The following is an 18,014-nucleotide window of genomic DNA, read 5'->3' on the forward strand; positions in this document are numbered from 1 at the left end:
GCTGAGGAGCAGGTCGTTCAGCCTGGATGGAAAAATATAACAGGAATGGTAGAAAACTGAATTAAAAGAGCGGAGCAAAGTAAGGAGAGAGCTCTATCTTCCGGCCCGCTGCAATGCTTCTTCCTCAACCCCGGTAACGGCGTAACAGAGGTTCCCATCGACCTTTTCACGCCTCACTTCGAGATAATCGCTTGCGCCCTCGCGGAAACCGGTCGTAACAAACACGCTCCATGCCCTCGCTCCATCGCAAAGAGCCTTGGCCTCGTCCACAAAGGGTTTTGCAAGCGCGAAAACGTCCGATTCATCTGACACCGGCAAATCAGCCGAGGAAATGCCCATCTTAAGCTTTATATCCGACCGGGTAGAGATTTTCTGACCATCGACCACCCCGGCGAAAAGCTGCATCATCTCAACCGCGCAGCACACGCAATTGAGCTTTGCAACGGGTCCGGGATCGGGGCTGGTGAAAAAAGCCACCACCTCATCGCGAAGTATGGCCTCCACGGTTCCTCCGAAGGAGCCTACAGTGGTTGAAACGGTCTTTCTGTAATCGGCCGTAAGAGAGTTGACGCTGGATGGCGAAACATCTTCAATCAGGGTTTCAAAATCCGCGATCTTTACGACGAGTATGCTGATATCTACCTTCTTCCCCTCGGAATCCGCAACCTCGGTAACGGCGGAGGGAGCCTCTTGTTGAGGTTCGGCATCCTCTTCTTCAACATGCACGATTTCCACCAGCCCCTCATCAAACGAATCTTGGGGAGCCTCAAATGCAGAAACATCAGAAGATTGCTCCTCTCTTAAGACTATCTTCGGCCGGAAATCCGTCGGCAGTTCATCCGAACGGTCAAAGTCCGCATCTTCCAAATCCTCCGTGTCGTCCCGGTCGGCCGATCCGCCTTCAAGCGAAGAAACCATTTCGTTGAATTCACGGCAAAGCCACTGAACCCCCGCCCCCGCAATGAGCGAAGACCGCCCATCCAGGCGGACCGAGTAATCTCCGCTGGCAACAGAACCTACAGCTTCAGAGAATTCCCCCATGAACCGGAATGCCCGATCACTTATAAAACGTATCAGGGAAGTAAAAACAACTGCCATCAGGGAAGCGAAAATGAGGCTCCAGAGCAAAGCGTCAAGGTGGAAGTTTTTCCCAACAGAACTTCTCAGACCCAAAAGGACAGTCTTTCCCTCAGGTCCCTTGAGGGTGAGTTTCTCAAAACCCTTGTCATCCTGAAAACCGAAACTCTTCTCAAGCACCCCGTTATGATCAAGCAGCCTTACGTACCCGACATTGTTTCTCGTATCAAGAATGCTTCTCGCGCGGTCGGCGAAAAAAACCTCCTCGCTGAACACTTCTTCCATCCCCTCAACTATGAGGTCGGCGTACTTCTCCGGGAAATAGAAATACTGGAACGCGAAAACCGCCAGAAACGAGAGCAGGAAACAGAAAATAAATACGGGAAAGAATGGAGCTAGATTGAAAGATTTTTTCCGGTTTTTCAAAGCACTCAAGGTAAATTTCCGTCTAACTTATCCAGAAGGACAACATGCCGGTAAAAGTATTCAGTAATTATAATAGGAGAAAAACAAAAAACTAGTTTTACGGGGAACCGCTCAGGCAGGAACTACGGAAACCTTTGTTCTGCCCTTTCCGGATTTCTGAAATTTCACAACCCCGTCAGACATTGCGAATATCGTGTAATCCTTTCCAAGCCCCACGTTCAGACCAGGCTTAATGCTGGTACCACGCTGCCTTACTATTATGTTCCCCTTGACAACCGGCTGGCCTCCGAATTTCTTTACGCCAAGCCTTCTGCCTATGGAATCCCTTCCGTTTTTGGAACTTCCGCCACCTTTTTTGGTTGACATGCTTACTCGCCTCCGCGAATCAGGCGCTTATGCTCGTAATCTCGACGCTGGTCAGGTTCTGGCGATGGCCCGCCTTTTTCCTGTACCCTTTCCTTCTTTTGAACTTGAAGACTACTATCTTCTCGCCCCTTTTCTGCTTTACTATTCTACCCTCAACCCTGGCATTTTCAACAACAGGGCTACCTACCTTAACGTCCTCTCCCTCAGCGGACACAAGCAGGACTTCCTCAAAGTTCACTTCTTCGCCGGGTTCGCCGGAGATTTTTTCTATATCAATAACGTCGCCCGGTTTGACTATATACTGTTTTCCACCGGTTTTTATAACAGCGTGCATAACATCCTCCGCACTTTATGGAAGCACTATTTTGCCTGTTAGAAAATTCTTTTGTCAAATGCCGCTCTGAAGATTCCATGTCCTGAGGATGGTGTAGCGGGATCCCCGGGGTCCAAGCTCACTTTGAACAAGCCCGACTCTTGTAATGGAGAACTCCGTTTTGTCCGGTCGAGGAATCCTCCTGATTCCCTCGAAATCCCCTCTGATCCTGCCCAGAGTCACGTGCGGGATGAATTTTCTTTTCTCCATCTCAAACCCGTTCTGCAGGACCGCACTCTGCACTTTGTCAAAAAGAGACTGGAACTGCTCATTTTTCACAAGACCCAAGGCTAACACTCTAGGATTTCTCGAGCCTGGAAACAGGCAAAAATCGTCAAATCCAGACTCAACACTCCCCGAACCGCAAACCGCGGAACCTACATCGGCTGATATGTCCTCAAGACACGATTCATCAACATCTCCAAGAAACCTGAGCGTGACGTGAAGTTTCTCCTTCGGTTCCCACCTTACCCCTCGAAGAAAACCCCTAAGCGACTGGACGTAGCGAAAAAGCACATCTTTTGTTTCCTCGAGAAGAAAGGCCGCGATAAAAAGTCTCAAGAGCAAAGTCTCCCCATCCGCTACTTCACGCACCAAGTGGAGAACGAATCATTTTTGCCCCGGGAAAGCGGAAGCTTGTTCTCACCGTTTAAGTACATGATGTATACCTGCCTTTTCCCCAGCCTCTTTGAAGAGAAAGTGATGTAGTGACCATCGGGAGACCACGAGGGATCCTCGTTTCTTCCCGAAGAGGTAAGCCTCTGCTGGCCCCGGCCGTCAGGTCCTACGGAGTAGATGTCGGCCTCGGATTTTTTCACTTTCACAAACGCTATACGGTTAACTAAGTGGCTTGGAGACCAGACCGGGTCGGTATTGTAACCCTCCGAGGTAATTCTTACCGCTCGACCCCCCTCGGAGCTTACCACGTATATGTTCGGCGCTCCCGCCCGATCCGACACAAAAGCAATTTTTCTGCTGTCGGGAGACCAAGTTGGGGAGATATCTATGGCGGGAGACTTGGTAAGCCGCTTAAGTATTTCCCCTGAGGACGAGGCTATGTATATGTCCCCGTTACGGCTAAACGCCACACGGCTGCCGTCTGGAGACCAGCTCGGAGAATTGTCGAGGTGAATGCCCCGGGTTATCCTGTTGCCCTCAGCGGGGAGGCGGGTGGCCTTGAAATTCAGCAAGTAGACGTCATGGTCCCAGCTTCTGTCGGAAGTGAAGACCACTTGGCTTCCGTCAGGCGAACAGTCAGGAGAGAGAACCGAAGATCCGTGATTGGTAAGCCTTTTTGCGTTGTGCCCGTCGTAATCCATGATAAAGAGATCACTTCCATGACCGTCCCTTCTGACAAACACTATCTCTGAGTCAAAAAAGCCGTCGAGGCCGGTAAGCTCTCTCATAAGCTCACCCGCAAACTTGTGCACCACATTCCTTATGTGGCGCGGAGATGTCACGTATCTCCTTCTCATGCGCTCCTGCCTGCTGGCCACATCATAAACTATGAGATCGTAAGAGACCTCCCGAGGCGAAACATCAAAATTTCCGCTCACCAGATACCTGGTTTTCTGAGCATCTAAATATTCGAAATCTATATCCTCAAAAGAGGATGAAAACAGTATGTTCACCTGGCGGACATCAAAAAGGGCCGCGTTGGTAAGATCGTTCTTCAGGACATCAGTGAAATTCTTCCCGTATACGCTTAAATCCCCCTTGGCCTTAAGCACCGCGACGGCGATCGGTATTTTTTTTATCGGAGAAGCAACCGGGGGAAGCTGTATCTGCGCGGTCGCCAAGCAGGGAATAAACAAGAGCGTAAAGAAAACCGCAAGCGCTGATCTCATCTTTTTTCTTTCCAGATCCCGAGGCCGCGAACGGACAATGATCTCGCGGCAAAGACATTTTCTGAGACAAAACTTCAGTCAGTCAGTTCAACGTTCCAGTAAGACATATCCACAAAGTTCAGAAAAGGCTCCCACTCCTCATATCTCACGGTTTTAAAATGGAGGTTGGAAAAAATACTGGCAGCGGGCTTCACAGGTTTGGTGAGCAGTCTCATGTTCGCCTGCTCGGGAGTTTTTCCTCCCTTTTTCCTGTTGCACTTAACACAACAGCACACTATGTTGTCCCAGGTACTTCTTCCGCCCATGGACCGCGGAATCACATGGTCAAGGGTAAGATCTCTTTTCCGAAAAGCCTTCGCGCAGTACTGGCATGTGTCCGCGTCCCTTCTGAAAATGTTTATCCTGTTGAACTTAGGCTGCTTTCTGTGATACCCCTCATACCTAACGAGAATTATCACCCGGGGAGCTTTTATAACGCTGGTAACGGTCCTTACGCAGTCGTCGGCGTCGACCGAACGGATATCCTTCCACGAATCGAAGTCAAAGGTCTCATACTCCCTGTTTACAGCCTTTGCAGCACCACCGTAAAGAAGGATAAAGGCCCTTTTCAAGCTCGTTACCGAGACAGGGACGAAAAACCTGTTCAAAACCAGTACCGGTGACTGAAGCATATTAGCCGACTAATTTACCGGCTTGCGGGGGTTATTCAAGCACGCAACGACACTTTTATTTTCCTTAACTGTTCGTTAAAATTGTCATCGCCCAGCTAGGAGGAAGTCCCTTAACATGGAAATGAAAACCAACTTGCTGATTCAGATAACCCTCTGCATAGCACTTTTTCTGTCCATATTTCTTCTCGTAAGGTCAAACTCCGAAGCGGAAAAAGAACTTGAATCCGGAGAAGAGAAGAAATAAATGTTCCCTGAACTTCTCAGAATAGGCGATTTTCATATTACATCCTTCGGGGCGATGGTCGCCGTCTCTTTTCTTGTCGCTTTCTGGGTTTCCGGGGTGGAATTTGAAAGAAAAGGAATGTCCAGGCAACTTCATGAACAGGGTTTTCTTGCCTGCCTTGTTGGAGGCATACTCGGGGCCAAGCTCCTTTTCCTGATCGAGAACGTTCCCCTAAGCGACCTTATCTCCTACCCCATGCACTATCTTCTTCTAAGGGGAGGACTTACCTTCTACGGAGGATTTTTTCTGGCTCTCTTCGCCTTTTTCGTACTAACAAAAAAGCATAAAGAAAGTTTCTGGAGAGTTCTTGACGCCACCGCCCCGGCTCTCGCAATAGCTTACGCGACTGGGAGGGTCGGCTGTCTTCTAGTTGGAGACGATTACGGAATCGCCTCCACACTCCCCTGGGCGATGCCGTTTCCAAAGGGTTCCCCCCCGACACTTGAGGCGGTTCATCCGACTCAGATCTATGAAACGATCATAATGTCGCTTGTGTTCTTAGTGCTGTGGAAGATAAGGAAGAAGGACAGGCCTGTCGGCTGGCTCGCCAGCATATATCTGGGACTCGCGGGTCTTGAAAGGTTCTTTATCGAATTCATAAGAAGCACCACTGAAAGCCCGATATCCGGCCTTTCGGTAGCGCAGGTAATGGCACTTGCACTGATCCTTGTCGGAGCGCTCAAATACATATCTTTACGCAGACACAAGGAAGCGTCTTGAACCCGCAGTTTCTCCGCTACGCATGAAAACAATCCGGATAACCAGACCGACCGGAAACGAAATCCTGGCCGCAGGATCCGGGGTGCTTTTTTCCGCATCCCTTTTTTCAAGCACTCTCGGCATACTGGGCTGGGTATGCTTTGTCCCAATGCTTCTGGCGCTTCAGGGGAAAAGCGCTTCGCAGTCACTTCGACTGGGCATGATATCCGGGACATCCATGAACCTCGTCTCGCTTTACTGGCTCGTCGAGACTCTTAACAGGTTCGGTGAAATCCCCTTGCTCCCAAGCATGGCGGCCGTGTTTCTGTTCTGCGTGTACTCATCGCTTCAGTTCGGAATTTTCACCTGGTATATATCGAGATTCGGACTCTGCCGGAGAAAAAGTGTCGCAAACGCGCTCATGATCTCTTTTGCCTGGGTGGTCGCAGAGTTTTTCTTCCCGGTTCTCTTTCCCTACGGAATAGGAGTCTCCCAAGGCTACTACCCGAAGGTAATACAGGTGGTTGACACCCTCGGGGTGAACTTTCTGGGATTCCTGATGTTTTTTGCAAACGTATCGGTTTTCTACCTCGTCGACGACCTGCGACGTGGAAGAAAACCTGCGCTTGCCGCACCCGCGATCTCGATTGCCATAATCGCAACCGTGCTCGGCTACGGATCTTTCAGGATAAACGAAATCGAGAATTTCCTTAAGACAGAGCCCCGGGTGAAAATCGGGATGGTTCAGGCGAATTTTGATTACGCGGAAAAAAACCTCGACAATGAACCGGCCATAACGGAAAAACACAGGGAAATGTCGCGAAGACTTTCGGGGGCAGACCTCGTGATCTGGCCGGAGACATCGGTTCAGTACTGGTTTCCCAAAGACAAATCGTTATACAGAATTGAAGATCAAACAGACATAGTGCCTGCGGGGCACCCGGCGCACTTCCTCATCGGGGGGCTCTCCTTTACCCAGGATCCCATCCTGCTTGAGGACGGCTGGGACGAAGAGGACCACAAAAAATACAACACGGCCTTCCTAGTCGATCCTCAGAGTGATATCCTCGGTCACTACAGCAAGACCCGGCTTTTTCTTCTGGGCGAATATTTCCCTTTGATAAACGAGGAGCTTAAGTTCCTCAAAAGAGTCCTCCCCATGATGGGAGATCTCACCCCGGGAGAAGGCCTCAGAGTGCTTGAGGTTCCGGAAAAGAACATGAGAATAGGACCCCTTATATGCTATGAGGACATAGTGGCGAAGATTTCGAGTGACTACGTGAAAATGGGAGCCAACCTGCTCGTTAACCTCACAAACGACGCTTGGTTCGGAAGGAGTATCGCTCCCTACCAGCACCTGCTCCTCTCAATTCCAAGGGCAGTTGAAACGCGCCGTTACCTAGTAAGATCAACAAACAGCGGCGTAAGCGCGATCGTATCTCCTACAGGAAAGATAGAGGCCCGCACGGGGATATTCACTACGGAAAATCTGGAGGGAGAGGTGGTTCTGATCGATTCGCTTGAAACTCTCTACTCGAGGGTAGGAGACATCTTCGCATGGATAGCCCTTGCGGCGACAATTCTTTTCGTAGTGAAAAGCTACTTAGGAAGAAAATATGCTGACTAGGGCTTGGATGAGCTGATCGTTTTCCTCTCTAGTTCCAACCGTGATCCTCAGGCAGTCTGCAAGGCGTCCCTCTCCCTTGAAGCGACGGACCAGAATATCGTTTTTGACCAGCTCTTCGAAAAGAAAATCCGCGTCCGAAACCCGTACCAGGAAAAAATTCGCGTCCGTTGGATAAACATGAATCCCCTCAATTCGCTCAAGCGACGCGCGAACTCTTTCTCTCTCGCTCAATATAAGGCTTATCTTCCGTTCAATAACCTCGGGGTTTTCAAGAGCAAAAGACATTACATCCTGACTAAAAGCATTTATGTTATAGGGAAGACGCGCCTTGTTCACTTCGTCTGCGATCTGCGGTCGTGCAAAGAATATTCCAAGTCTCGCCCCCGCAAACCCTATCTTGGACATTGTTCTCAGTACCAGCAGGTTTTCATATTTATCTATATGGGGAACATAGCTTTTTTTCGAAAAATCGCAGTAGGCCTCGTCAACAACCACCGCGCCCCCGCTTGCCTCCAGGATCTCGAGCACTTTTTCTTCCGAAAAAGAATTCCCGGTTGGATTGTTCGGAGTCGCGAGAAAAACGATGTCAGGGTCCTGCGCGCGAATCGCCTCCAGGGTCTGTTCGAGATCTATGTCAAAAGCCTCATCAAGCTCAACCTCCGTCACCTGTTTTCCCAGAATAAGCGACGTGATCCTGTACATTGAGAAGGTCGGGGACGGCACGAGCACGCGGCCGCTTTTCCCCCCAAGCACCTCGACGATCATCTGTATGATCTCGTCTGAGCCGTTGCCAAGCAATATTCCATCCACAGGGAAGCCTACGGCTCGGGAAAGAGAAGTTCTTACCTCCAGAGCCTCGGGGTCCGGATAACGATTTACCGGAAGCTTCGCCAGCCGTTCGGAAAGCGCAATCTGCTCTTCTTGCTCAAGATCGTAAGGACTTTCGTTTCCATCAAGCTTCACCGAGCAGTCAATCCTCGGCACCGAGTAAGCAGATATTGGCCTTACGTTCTTAGAAATCCTGCTTTTAATTGAACCTATGTCAGACACCGGAGTCTCCCGTTCTAAACAGTAGCGTGAACATTACTCAGGAATCCTCAATCCGTCTTTTTACCGAAAACGCATGACCCGAAAGCCCCTCGGCGTGGGCAAGATTCATAACGGTTGTGCCGAGAGACGAAAAGCCTTTTTTCGACATCGATATGGTGCTCGGCATCCTCAGGAAATCATAAACGCTAAGAGGAGAAGAAAACCTCGCCGCTCCTCCCGTCGGAAGAACGTGACTCGGACCCGAGACGTAATCGCCGAAAGGCTCGGTCGAGAGAGATCCCAGAAATATTGCTCCCGCGTGTTTTATGCCTTTTAGAAGAGACTTGGGGGAACGCACGCAGAGCTCAAGGTGCTCGGGAGCAACCGCGTTTGAAAGCGCCACTGCCTGCTCCATTTTCTCGGTTACGTAGATTCTTCCGTTGCTTGAGACCGCGGCGCCCGCGATTTCCTCTCTGTCAAGCCCCCTTAGCTGTGAGAGCACTTCCTTTTTCACCTCTTTGGCGTAATCGTAGCTGGTGGTCGCGAGAATCGGGATTGACATTTCGTCATGCTCGGCCTGAGCAAGCAGGTCTGCAGCTACCCATCCCGGCGGACACGAACCGTCGGCTATAATCAGAACCTCGGTCGGCCCTGCCAGCATGTCAATGTCGCAGAAACCATAAACCAGCTTCTTGGCTATCGTAACATAGATGTTCCCCGGACCTACTACCTTGTCCACTTTCGTTATGCTCCTGGTTCCAAAGGCCATTGCCGCTATGGCGTGGGCCCCGCCTATTTTGTAGACGTTGCTCACCCCGGCAATTTCGCACGCCAGAAGAATCTCGGGATTCACACGTTTCCCGGAACATGGTGTGACAACGCTTATCTCGATTGCCCCGGCAACCCGCGCCGGTATGGCGGTCATGAGCACGGTTGAAGGGTACGAAGCCTTGCCTCCCGGAACATACACTCCCACCTTCTCAATTGGTCTTATCAGCCAGCCAAGTTCGTTTCCGAGCGCATCCTTGTAGGCTCCGGCCTTCGGAAGCTTCTTCTTCTGATAGGAGCGAATCCGTGAAGCGGCCTTCCTAAGGTCCCTTGCAATACCCGGTGCGACGGCTGCTTTAGCCTCTTCAAACTCGCGATCGGTGACCTTTACGTTTTTCGCAGTTACGTAAGGTCCATCAAATTTCTTCGCGTAGCGAAAAAGCGCCGAGTCTCCCTGCTCTCTGACGTCCTCTACAATCTTTTCTGTCCGCGAAACAAGCTCCGGATCGAAATGTGAGGCCGACTTCTCTATTTCTCTTGACCTTCTTTCCAGATTTTTCGAATTTATCCTTATAATCTTCATGGTCGTAACAGTGGTTTCCCTTAAAAACCGATTCAGTTTATCCCGCTTGCAAAATATCCCAAACTCAGTTTTCCGGATCGATTCCTTCTCCGAAGCCGCTTTCAATCAGATGGGAGACTTCCTCCATCGCAAGCTCCGAGTCTTCCCCCTCTATTCTAACGGCAACTTCAGTGCCATAAATGGCCGCAAGGGACAAAACACCCAGTATGCTTTTTCCGTCTATCTCGAAACTGTCTTTCCTTATCATTATACTGGAACTGAATCTGCTGGTCAGGGCGACCAGAACCGCGGCCGCTCTGGCGTGAAGACCCAAACGGTTCCTTATTACGAAGTTTCTTACAAGCGGTTTCTGCGACAAATCAGGGTTCCTCTGCGGACCGGAAAAAAGAAATATCCGTCTTTGAGTTTACCCGTAAATTCTCGTCATAATTCACGTTGAGACTGTAATCGGCGGTCTCAAAAAGCAGGTTTCTCGGGAAATAGGTGTCCGAGTCAATCCGTTTGAGCAACGAGAACTCAATCTTAGCCTTCTCTCCGTCAGAAAGCGTACCCTCTACTCTGGTTATGAAGTTTCTCGGGGAATCGACCGTAACCTGAAGAGGCGTGCTTCCCGAAAACACGAAAACTATCTCCCCCTCATTCTCCCCAGTCCGCACAGAGTAACTTTTCTGGGGAATGGTAAATGGGGATCCCCCCAGCAGAAAGTTTACTATGTCCTCAACTCCGAGCTGGGGCGGGAGTCCCGGATAAAGGTAGGAAAGTCTGAAATCCTCCGGATTCTCAAAGATCAACTCTTCCCAGTTGGTCTTCATTCTCACGCTTTCTCCATCGGAAACCACCCTCGCGAGCATCTCGCCGAAAGGAGCGAAAACCGAAACTCTCAGAAACTCCGGGCGGACGACGGTGGCTACCTGATCGAAAACAATTTTCCCCTGTAGGGACTTTATTGACACCCTAGCCCTAGCTTTTATGGAAGTGAAACCCATCTGAGTGCGTTTCGCCTTTGCCAATATGGCGGAAAGATCCGGGTGTTCGGCGGTAAAGGGCGGGAGTTTGCCGGCGCAGGAAAAAAAGAGAAAAACAAACGGAATAAAAACCCAGCTATGCCTCATCGCGCCTGAATTCCTTTAGCTTTTCTTGAAGCCTCGCGCGGATTTTCCTGTCTTCAACCGTAACCAGTTTCTTGGAATCCAAGAGTTCAAGGGCTTTTGCGTAATTCTCCACCGCGAGTTCTCTTTTGCCGAGCTTCTCATACACATCGCCCACGTGCTCCAAAATGGCCGCATCGGGAGGAGGGATTTCCGAGGCGCGAAGCAGATACTCGAGGGCTCTGGTGAAATCGCCCTTCTGATAGTAAACCCACCCCAGGCTGTCGATTATGTAAGCCCGCCCGGGAGCAAGCTCAAGAGCCTTGCCAATGAGTTCCTCGGCGTAATCAAGTTTTTCTCCCCGCTCGGCATACGTGTACCCGATGAAATTCATCGCATCGAAACTCCGCGGATTCCTGCTGATTATGTCCTCCATTACCGAAAGCGCTTCCGGTATGCGATCGCTGTAGTAATACGAAACGCCAAGCGAATACAGAACGGATTCGTCATCGGGGTGCTTCTCAAGATACCTGCCGTACAAAGAGATCGAATCCTCCTGTCTCCCCTGCCTTCCGTAGATTTCACCCAGAGAATTCACGGCCTTGGGATTGTACGGGTTCTTCTCATGAAGCTCTTTCAGTATATTGATCGCTTTCTGTTCTGAGCCCTCAAGTTCATCTATGTACGCTCCATGGACGACTGCGTCTACGTGGAAATCGGAGCTTTGGGGTATGGAATCGAGAAGCATCCTTGACTGGGAATACTGCCCGAGCTTGGTGTGAGCGACGGCAGAGTAGTATTTTGCCCCAAAATGTGCAGGCAGACGTTCGAAAACCTGTTTTAGTTCTCCGATAGCTTCCTCGTAACTGCCGCTTTCAAGATACAGAAGACCGATTCTGAAGCTGATCTCGGGATTCTCCGGGTCCGCGGCCTCCGCGTTGTGGTACTGCTTTATGGCCTCTTCGAACCTGCGGTGTCGGTAAAGCATGTTCCCGTAGGAAATAAAGACGTCGCGATAAGGAGCGAATTTCCTGATCGCCGACTCGTACTGCTCTATCGCCTCTTCGATTCTTTTGGCTTTCTCAAGGGTTTCAACGAGCCCGGCGAAAGCGGGGTAGTATGTCCGTTGAATTTCAAGAGCCCTTTTGTAGTGCTTTACCGCAGTGTCCAGATCGTTTCTTCTGGAAGCGATGCTTCCAAGGTAGAAGTGACCCGTAACATCCTTAGGACTTATTGAAAGGCTCTTTTCGGCGTACTTCTGCGCCTTCTCAAGATTTCCGGAATACAGTTCAGTCGCGCAGAGAAGCAGATAGGTTTCCTTGTCCCCGGGATCGGTCTCGACGGCCTTGAGAAGGAATTTCTTGCCCCTTTCCTTCATGGCTTCGTCCGGATATGCAAGGTAGATGCGGGCAAGGTCCCTGTAAGCCGGCGAATTTGAGGGATCAAGAACGATGGACTGCGTGAACTTGGCAACGGCCTTCTCGCGCATATTAAGAACCGTGTAAATTAGGGCGAGACGGTATTTTATTTCAGAAGACCGGGGGTCAATCCGTTCCGCCTCCTCAAGGCTCTTCAGGGCGCGCGGAAGATCCCCCTGTTCCAGATGAAGAGCCGAGAGCGCAAAATGATAATACGCATCCTCCTGATCTACGCTCTCAAGACCCCGGTCGGGGTCAGCAAAGAGTCCCACGCCGCTGCAGGAAAGACAAAGAAAGAGAGAGGACAGAAGAAAGAACTTTTTTTCAGGAAGTTTCTTCAAGCCACGCACCTGGAAAAAATACCAATCCTCGGTTCCGAAACCCAAGCCATAAAACTCTCCTCATGAGTTTACGAAATATCCTCAGGAAAATGCTCGTTCACCTTGTTAGAAAGCTCGTTCACGAAGGCGACTTGTTCCGTGGTCAGAACACCGCGCTCAGGATGCGCTGTGATTTTGCGTATTTCGTTGAGATCCTTTATCCATTTCGTGTTTGCCTTCTTGTTGTCCTTATTACGGACGTCCAGCGAAATAACGTCTTTGAATAAGCCCCAATTATTGTGACAGATATTGATATAGTTGATCAGGTAAAGCTGAGATTCTTGCTCACCCTCACGATTTTCGGCTTCCCACCTGACCGCGCATTCCTGGCGGATCGTGAGAGGAACACCCTCCGTCCACCACACCTTATTTTCCGTACCGTAATGTTTCTTCAACTCCCCGATGACATAGTCAAAGAGTTTTCGCTGTATCGTTTTCACATTGGTGGTCGCTTCTTCCGTACCCTTTTCATCACGGGACTCTAGGTACTTTTGGAGCCCCGCAGGCTTGAAGTCGTGAAACTTTTTGTTGATATGTGCCAATGCTTTAATCTGGGACCAATCTCCAAGAGTTCCTTGCTCGAGAAAATCCTTGTATATGGCAAGACGCGAATTCCCGTCAATGCAAATTTTTTTATCTCCTTTCAATACAACTGTAATCGGTTGCGTTATCCCTTTGTTAGTACGGATTGAATCCATAAGACTCGAAAAAGCCGAGGTTTTTCTCTCTCCATCTGTTGCGGTTCGCAAGGCAAAGTAAATACGCTTTGCATTCAATTGGCCACCGTACTTTTCCAAGGCCATTTTTATCCTAGGATTGTCAATGTCAAAGTCTATCTCCTCAACATTGAGAATATCGTAATTCTCTCTCATCTAACATCTCCTAACTTACAGATACTATTTAGCTCTTCACCTGGAACAAATACCAATCCTCGGTTCCGAAACCCGGGCGTGTACCAGTCTCGGAAGGGAGGACCGCCAGATACCACTGGGCAGAACCCTCTCAAACAGAATAACAAAAATGGATTTAAAATACACAGCGGAGTAAACACTACCCGTTTTGAAGATGACTTCAGTAACACCTCTTGCGGAATTGACTTTGTTCACGCTATTAGCTTTATTAATTTTCTCTATGTGCTCGCTTGAAAATATTTACGCCAAGGTTTTTGAAGGCAGCAGAATATCGATCGATGAAGCCACCCTACTTCTCGAAAAGGCTGACCTGCTCCAGCTCGGTTCCCTGGCCGATATCGTGAGGAAGAGGTTCAATCCAGAGAACATAGTTACCTTCGTCGCGGACACAAACCCCAACTACACGAATGTCTGCGACACCGAGTGCCTTTTCTGCGCATTCTGGAGGCCGCCGGGCGCATACGACGCCTACACACTGAGCGTCGACAAGGTAATCGAAATAATGCGCGCCTCCTACCACAACGGCGCCACTACGGTCCTTCTTCAGGGCGGCCACAACCCGAAACTCAAGCTTGACTACTATATCGAGATAGTAAAAAGGGCCACAAGGGAAATAGCGGAGCTTCATCTCCACGCCTTCTCCGCCCCAGAGATAGCCGCCATTGCCAAGTATGAGAACCTCGACACAAAGCACGTGCTGCAAAGCCTCTGGGACGCGGGACTGAGAACAATACCGGGAGGCGGGGCCGAGGTGCTGACGAACAGGACAAGAAGAGCGATAAGCCCCCTCAAGATAGATGCCGATACCTGGATGAAAATCACAAGGGAAGCCCATCTCGTGGGCTTCAAGACGACCGCGACCATGATGTTCGGCCACCTTGAGCGGGACGAGGACATAATCGAGCACCTGCTGAGAATAAGGGAACTCCAAGACGAAACCGGGAATTTCTTGGCGTTTATCCCCTGGACGTTCAAGCCGAAAAACACTTTGCTTGAAAAAAGAATGAAGGATGAGGTTGGCGGGGAGAGATACCTGAGAGTTCTGTCTGTATGCAGGATATTCCTTGATAACTTCAAGCATGTTCAGGGCTCGTGGTTCACCCAAGGGAAAAAGATGGGTTCGATGTCCCTTCACTACGGCGCAAGCGACCTCGGCGGAACTCTTTACGACGAGAACGTTCTGGGGTGTGCCGAGAATAAGATACGCTCAACTGTGGATGAACTGGTTCACATGATAAAAAGTGCCGGGTTCAATCCCGCGCAGAGAAACACTTATTACGAAATTCTGGAAAGATTCTAGAACGGATACCCAGCCTGCTTCAGAAAGAAGCCCTCCCTTTTTTTTCTTTGATCTTTACATCACTCAGCTATCTCAGACCATCGCACTCAGAACAGGGCCGAAGCCTCAAGTGCGGTTAAGTGCTCGGCTGCCAGACATTTGAAAAACCCGCATCGCATCCGTTTCGCAACAATCCGAGAGACACCCCCATGCGTTCTAATTGCTTGCTTTCCTGCTACCGCGTGACAGCAACAGAAGGCCGAACATAAACACTAAACCAATAGCAGCAAGATTTGACGCTAACTTGCCCAGAGTTGAATCTCCATGCGGAGACAGATTGCATCCGCCATCTGAGTCCGAAGCCGTAACCGGCTGCTGAGTGCCTTCATCACTCATATCATCATCAGGGCCCATCATATCATCATTATCATCATCCATGTCCGTAGGGGGACTAGGAGGACCAGAACCACCGCCGGAACCAGGACCAGAACCACCGCCGGAACCAGGACCAGTAGTAGTAGAGGTAACACAGCCAGGAGAGGGAGCATAGCCAGGAGAGGGAGGCTCATCGCTCTGATGATGCTTCACGATGAAATCAGCTTTCGAGAAATCTCGCCCGGAGACATTCAGCCCCTTTTCGTGGAACTGACTATCAGGTTGTTCATCAAGGCTATCAGGTTTAGGGGGGTCTTTTCTTTGCAAGTTCCAGTTTGCACCTTCGGGTTTCATACTCACATTCCACACCCCGCTGCGGACCGTGACACCCGGTATGGCTTTTTGGTTTTCGTCGCCACTTCTGCTGCCGTCGTACAACAAAACGCCGTTGACTGCGATGGTCGTCTCGCCATAATCGTTAATGATCCAGTTGTCCCCAATAACCTCCTCCACGGTGCATCCGTTGAGATTCATGTCCACCCGGAGGTTGGATGGCATTCGCCCACCACCAGTACCACTGGCAAGAATGCCAATTCTCGAGTCTGTGACTTTGCTGATCCTCCCTCCGCTCCCGATGACCACCCTACCACCACCTGCGAGAAAAACGCCCGTGTCAGTACTCTTTATGGAGCCAGTCACATTCACAGTCTGATCGGCGTAGCCGTCTTCATCCTGATCTTTGGGCTCGGGGTCATTAGAATCTCGTGACGCATTATCGGCCACCCGGATTCCCTGAGAGCCCGGACCGCTCACGTCAATGGTTCCTGCCGTGATCTTAATTTCACCACCATCATTGTGATGGGCATGTATGCCGTGGGCACCATAGCCTTTCGTTGTGATAGTGCTGCCCTGAGCGTTAATGTCGATATCAATGTTTGTTGTGTCTTCTTGAGGTTCTGGAACTATATAATGACTTTTGTAGACATTCCAAGGGCCGTGTGAGGCTGGGCTTAACGCTTCATCCTCTTTTACCAAGATGACTTCTGCGCCGACGCCTTCGTGAATGGCACGTATGCCGTAGGCAATACCTCCCTCCGTTTCGATAGTGCTGCCGCCCTGAGCGCTAATGTTGATCCCGCCCTGACCTTTATGAGCCGCGTAGATGCCGTCTGCTCCCTCACTCTTAGTTGTGATGGTAGCGCCTTGGCGAATTCCTATGTGGATATCCCCCTCTCCTTGATGCGCGCCCATAATGCCGCTTGAATCAACTTCCTCCGTCGTGATGGTACCACCTGCAACATCGATATCGATGTTGCCCATGGAGTCGTGATAGGCGAATACTCCGTTGGAAAATAAATTTCCGGTTTCGATCGAGGTATCTGAAAGATCAATATCAATCATCCCGCCCTGTTTCGATGAGTGACGGAAATATATCGCGTAGATGCCGTTGCCGCGATGCCCTCTAGTTTCGATCTTGCTGCCTGAGGCAGAGACTGTCATATCGCCTTCAGTAAAGTGGTATAGCTTTAAACCTCTCGAACCTTCCCAGGATCTAGCTGGACGACCACCACCCTCCGTCAGAATGTGGAAGTTGCTGAGGTGAATATCCATGTTTACTGGCGAAGCCAACGGAGCCGGATCGGTAGCCTCTCTCCAGCCCACCTCGGCGAGTATGCCGCTGGAATCAATGCCCGTCGTTTTAATGTTGGGATCCATAATATCCAAGGAATTCGCCCTAGCCTTGATTCTGACGTCACCGCTACCTCTGTTAACCGCATGTATGGCCTCACCGTCCTCCGCCGTCGTCGATATGGAACCATCGCCTGAAATGTCGATCAGTATGTCGCCATCATACTCTCCATCCTGAAAACTGCCTTCGTTCTTACCGCCTTGTCTGCTGTCGATTTCAGCCCAGACGCCTGGTCCCACGCTCACGATGTTGCCTCCTGTCTTATACACGTTTATATCCCCTGATTCACCAGTCTGGTATACGCTGATGCCACGAGCTCTGGTAGTAGCAGGGATAGTGAGGGCCCTAGGGTCTTCTGGGTGCTTGGCGGTTAGATCGGCAGCGGACCGGACGGTGATATCACCATGGTGACCAGAATCACTGTCGTAATCAAAACCACTGTCAACAGAGAATGCTGCATAGTAAGCAAAAGGTGTTTTTGATCCTCCATGCGAATACGGCTTGGTCCCACGCCGACTGTGGTCGTCTTCCTCCTCTGTTGCTCCCGGTATTCCCGACCCTTGTGGAAGTACATTGGCGTTCCAAGAACGCGTGCCGACGACATTAAGACCGCTTTCCAGTCGAAACTCGTAGTTGGTCTTCGTGTCTTTTGATATTGGCAACTGATAGAAGATATTGCCCTCCGTTGCCTGGTCGTAATTCTGGGAACTGCACACCACAGTACTCTGAGAAGTGGCGGCGCCGCATTCATCCGCAGCCAGTGCATCGCTGCCTAGGACGGCCAATGTGATGAAAATCACTATCCAAACTGCCGGGGCAATCAACCAGAAGGGAAATGGAATTCTCATATTTTTATTCTCCTCGAGCCTCTTGCAAAATTATTGAGTCAATAGGCTCTACGGCAAGAGCATATATATGGGGGGGGGAGTCAAGAGTTTGCAGGGATTGCACACGGCTTTTTCACTCTTTGAAGTGGATTTGGGGTAATTCCAGAAAGATAGAAGGCAGTTTTATGTGGCTGTCTCGTTTTTCACCTCACGACTTCCCGATTCACCTGAAAAACCCTGTTGCGGGTTGCGGTAGGAATGCGAGTTTCCTCGCACCCCCCGCACAGATCCGTACGT

17 protein-coding genes are annotated in these 18,014 nt (G+C 50.3%); 4 read left to right on the plus strand and 13 right to left on the minus strand.

The annotated features are described in order from the left end of the window. Window positions 1–93: 93 nt before the first annotated feature. From OXG75_08440 to OXG75_08465, 6 genes are all read right to left on the minus strand, one after another. Entirely contained in the window at window positions 94–1,512 is a 1,419-nt protein-coding gene (locus OXG75_08440) for a hypothetical protein (protein MCY3625996.1), read from the minus strand. A 102-nt stretch (window positions 1,513–1,614) separates the two neighbouring features. Further along, the gene (gene rpmA, locus OXG75_08445; GenBank protein MCY3625997.1) at window positions 1,615–1,869 is read right to left on the minus strand and encodes a 50S ribosomal protein L27; all 255 of its coding nucleotides are present in this window, start codon (window positions 1,867–1,869) and stop codon (window positions 1,615–1,617) included. Between the two features lie 19 nt (window positions 1,870–1,888). Beyond that, on the minus strand, window positions 1,889–2,203 hold the full coding sequence (gene rplU / locus OXG75_08450; protein MCY3625998.1) for a 50S ribosomal protein L21: 315 nt from the start codon (window positions 2,201–2,203) through the stop codon (window positions 1,889–1,891). 54 nt (window positions 2,204–2,257) lie between these two features. Further along, on the minus strand, window positions 2,258–2,803 hold the full coding sequence (gene thpR, locus OXG75_08455) for an RNA 2',3'-cyclic phosphodiesterase (protein MCY3625999.1): 546 nt from the start codon (window positions 2,801–2,803) through the stop codon (window positions 2,258–2,260). 20 nt (window positions 2,804–2,823) lie between these two features. Then, the gene (locus OXG75_08460) at window positions 2,824–4,089 is read right to left on the minus strand and encodes a hypothetical protein (protein MCY3626000.1); all 1,266 of its coding nucleotides are present in this window, start codon (window positions 4,087–4,089) and stop codon (window positions 2,824–2,826) included. 74 nt (window positions 4,090–4,163) lie between these two features. Further along, window positions 4,164–4,760, minus strand: coding sequence for an HNH endonuclease (locus tag OXG75_08465; GenBank protein ID MCY3626001.1), 597 nt, complete (start codon window positions 4,758–4,760; stop codon window positions 4,164–4,166). A 115-nt stretch (window positions 4,761–4,875) separates the two neighbouring features. On the opposite strand from OXG75_08465, the gene OXG75_08470 reads away from it, so the two are divergent. The 3 genes from OXG75_08470 to lnt are packed head-to-tail and all read left to right on the plus strand — an operon-like array spanning window position 4,876 to window position 7,369. Continuing rightward, on the plus strand, window positions 4,876–5,004 hold the full coding sequence (locus OXG75_08470; protein MCY3626002.1) for a hypothetical protein: 129 nt from the start codon (window positions 4,876–4,878) through the stop codon (window positions 5,002–5,004). Further along, window positions 5,005–5,763, plus strand: coding sequence for a prolipoprotein diacylglyceryl transferase (locus tag OXG75_08475; protein ID MCY3626003.1), 759 nt, complete (start codon window positions 5,005–5,007; stop codon window positions 5,761–5,763). Between the two features lie 22 nt (window positions 5,764–5,785). After that, on the plus strand, window positions 5,786–7,369 hold the full coding sequence (gene lnt, locus OXG75_08480) for an apolipoprotein N-acyltransferase (GenBank protein MCY3626004.1): 1,584 nt from the start codon (window positions 5,786–5,788) through the stop codon (window positions 7,367–7,369). Here lnt and hisC read toward each other — a convergent pair. The 6 genes from hisC to OXG75_08510 all read right to left on the minus strand — a co-directional run bounded on the left by hisC (window position 7,346) and on the right by OXG75_08510 (window position 13,507). Continuing rightward, entirely contained in the window at window positions 7,346–8,419 is a 1,074-nt protein-coding gene (gene hisC / locus OXG75_08485; GenBank protein MCY3626005.1) for a histidinol-phosphate transaminase, read from the minus strand. The two genes, lnt and hisC, sit on opposite strands and share 24 nt — an antisense overlap. A 37-nt stretch (window positions 8,420–8,456) precedes the next feature. Next, on the minus strand, window positions 8,457–9,749 hold the full coding sequence (gene hisD, locus OXG75_08490; protein ID MCY3626006.1) for a histidinol dehydrogenase: 1,293 nt from the start codon (window positions 9,747–9,749) through the stop codon (window positions 8,457–8,459). Window positions 9,750–9,813: 64 nt separating this feature from the next. Then, window positions 9,814–10,107 (minus strand): HPr family phosphocarrier protein, encoded by a 294-nt coding sequence (locus OXG75_08495; GenBank protein ID MCY3626007.1) that lies wholly within the window; start codon window positions 10,105–10,107, stop codon window positions 9,814–9,816. Between the two features lies 1 nt (window position 10,108). Then, window positions 10,109–10,861, minus strand: a complete 753-nt coding sequence (locus OXG75_08500; protein MCY3626008.1) for a hypothetical protein — start codon at window positions 10,859–10,861, stop codon at window positions 10,109–10,111. After that, window positions 10,851–12,641 (minus strand): tetratricopeptide repeat protein, encoded by a 1,791-nt coding sequence (locus OXG75_08505; GenBank protein MCY3626009.1) that lies wholly within the window; start codon window positions 12,639–12,641, stop codon window positions 10,851–10,853. Before OXG75_08505 ends, OXG75_08500 begins: the two co-directional genes overlap by 11 nt. A 23-nt stretch (window positions 12,642–12,664) precedes the next feature. Continuing rightward, window positions 12,665–13,507 carry a Swt1 family HEPN domain-containing protein gene (locus tag OXG75_08510; GenBank protein MCY3626010.1) on the minus strand — a complete coding sequence of 281 codons (843 nt, stop codon included), beginning with the start codon at window positions 13,505–13,507 and terminating at the stop codon, window positions 12,665–12,667. A 259-nt stretch (window positions 13,508–13,766) separates the two neighbouring features. On the opposite strand from OXG75_08510, the gene mqnC reads away from it, so the two are divergent. Continuing rightward, window positions 13,767–14,846, plus strand: coding sequence for a dehypoxanthine futalosine cyclase (gene mqnC, locus OXG75_08515; protein MCY3626011.1), 1,080 nt, complete (start codon window positions 13,767–13,769; stop codon window positions 14,844–14,846). Window positions 14,847–15,041: 195 nt separating this feature from the next. Here mqnC and OXG75_08520 read toward each other — a convergent pair whose 3' ends face one another. Continuing rightward, on the minus strand, window positions 15,042–17,738 hold the full coding sequence (locus tag OXG75_08520) for a hypothetical protein (protein ID MCY3626012.1): 2,697 nt from the start codon (window positions 17,736–17,738) through the stop codon (window positions 15,042–15,044). Window positions 17,739–18,014 lie beyond the last annotated feature (276 nt).

It is taken from the genome of Candidatus Dadabacteria bacterium (assembly GCA_026705445.1).
In the GTDB taxonomy this organism is placed as follows: domain Bacteria; phylum Desulfobacterota_D; class UBA1144; order Nemesobacterales; family Nemesobacteraceae; genus Nemesobacter.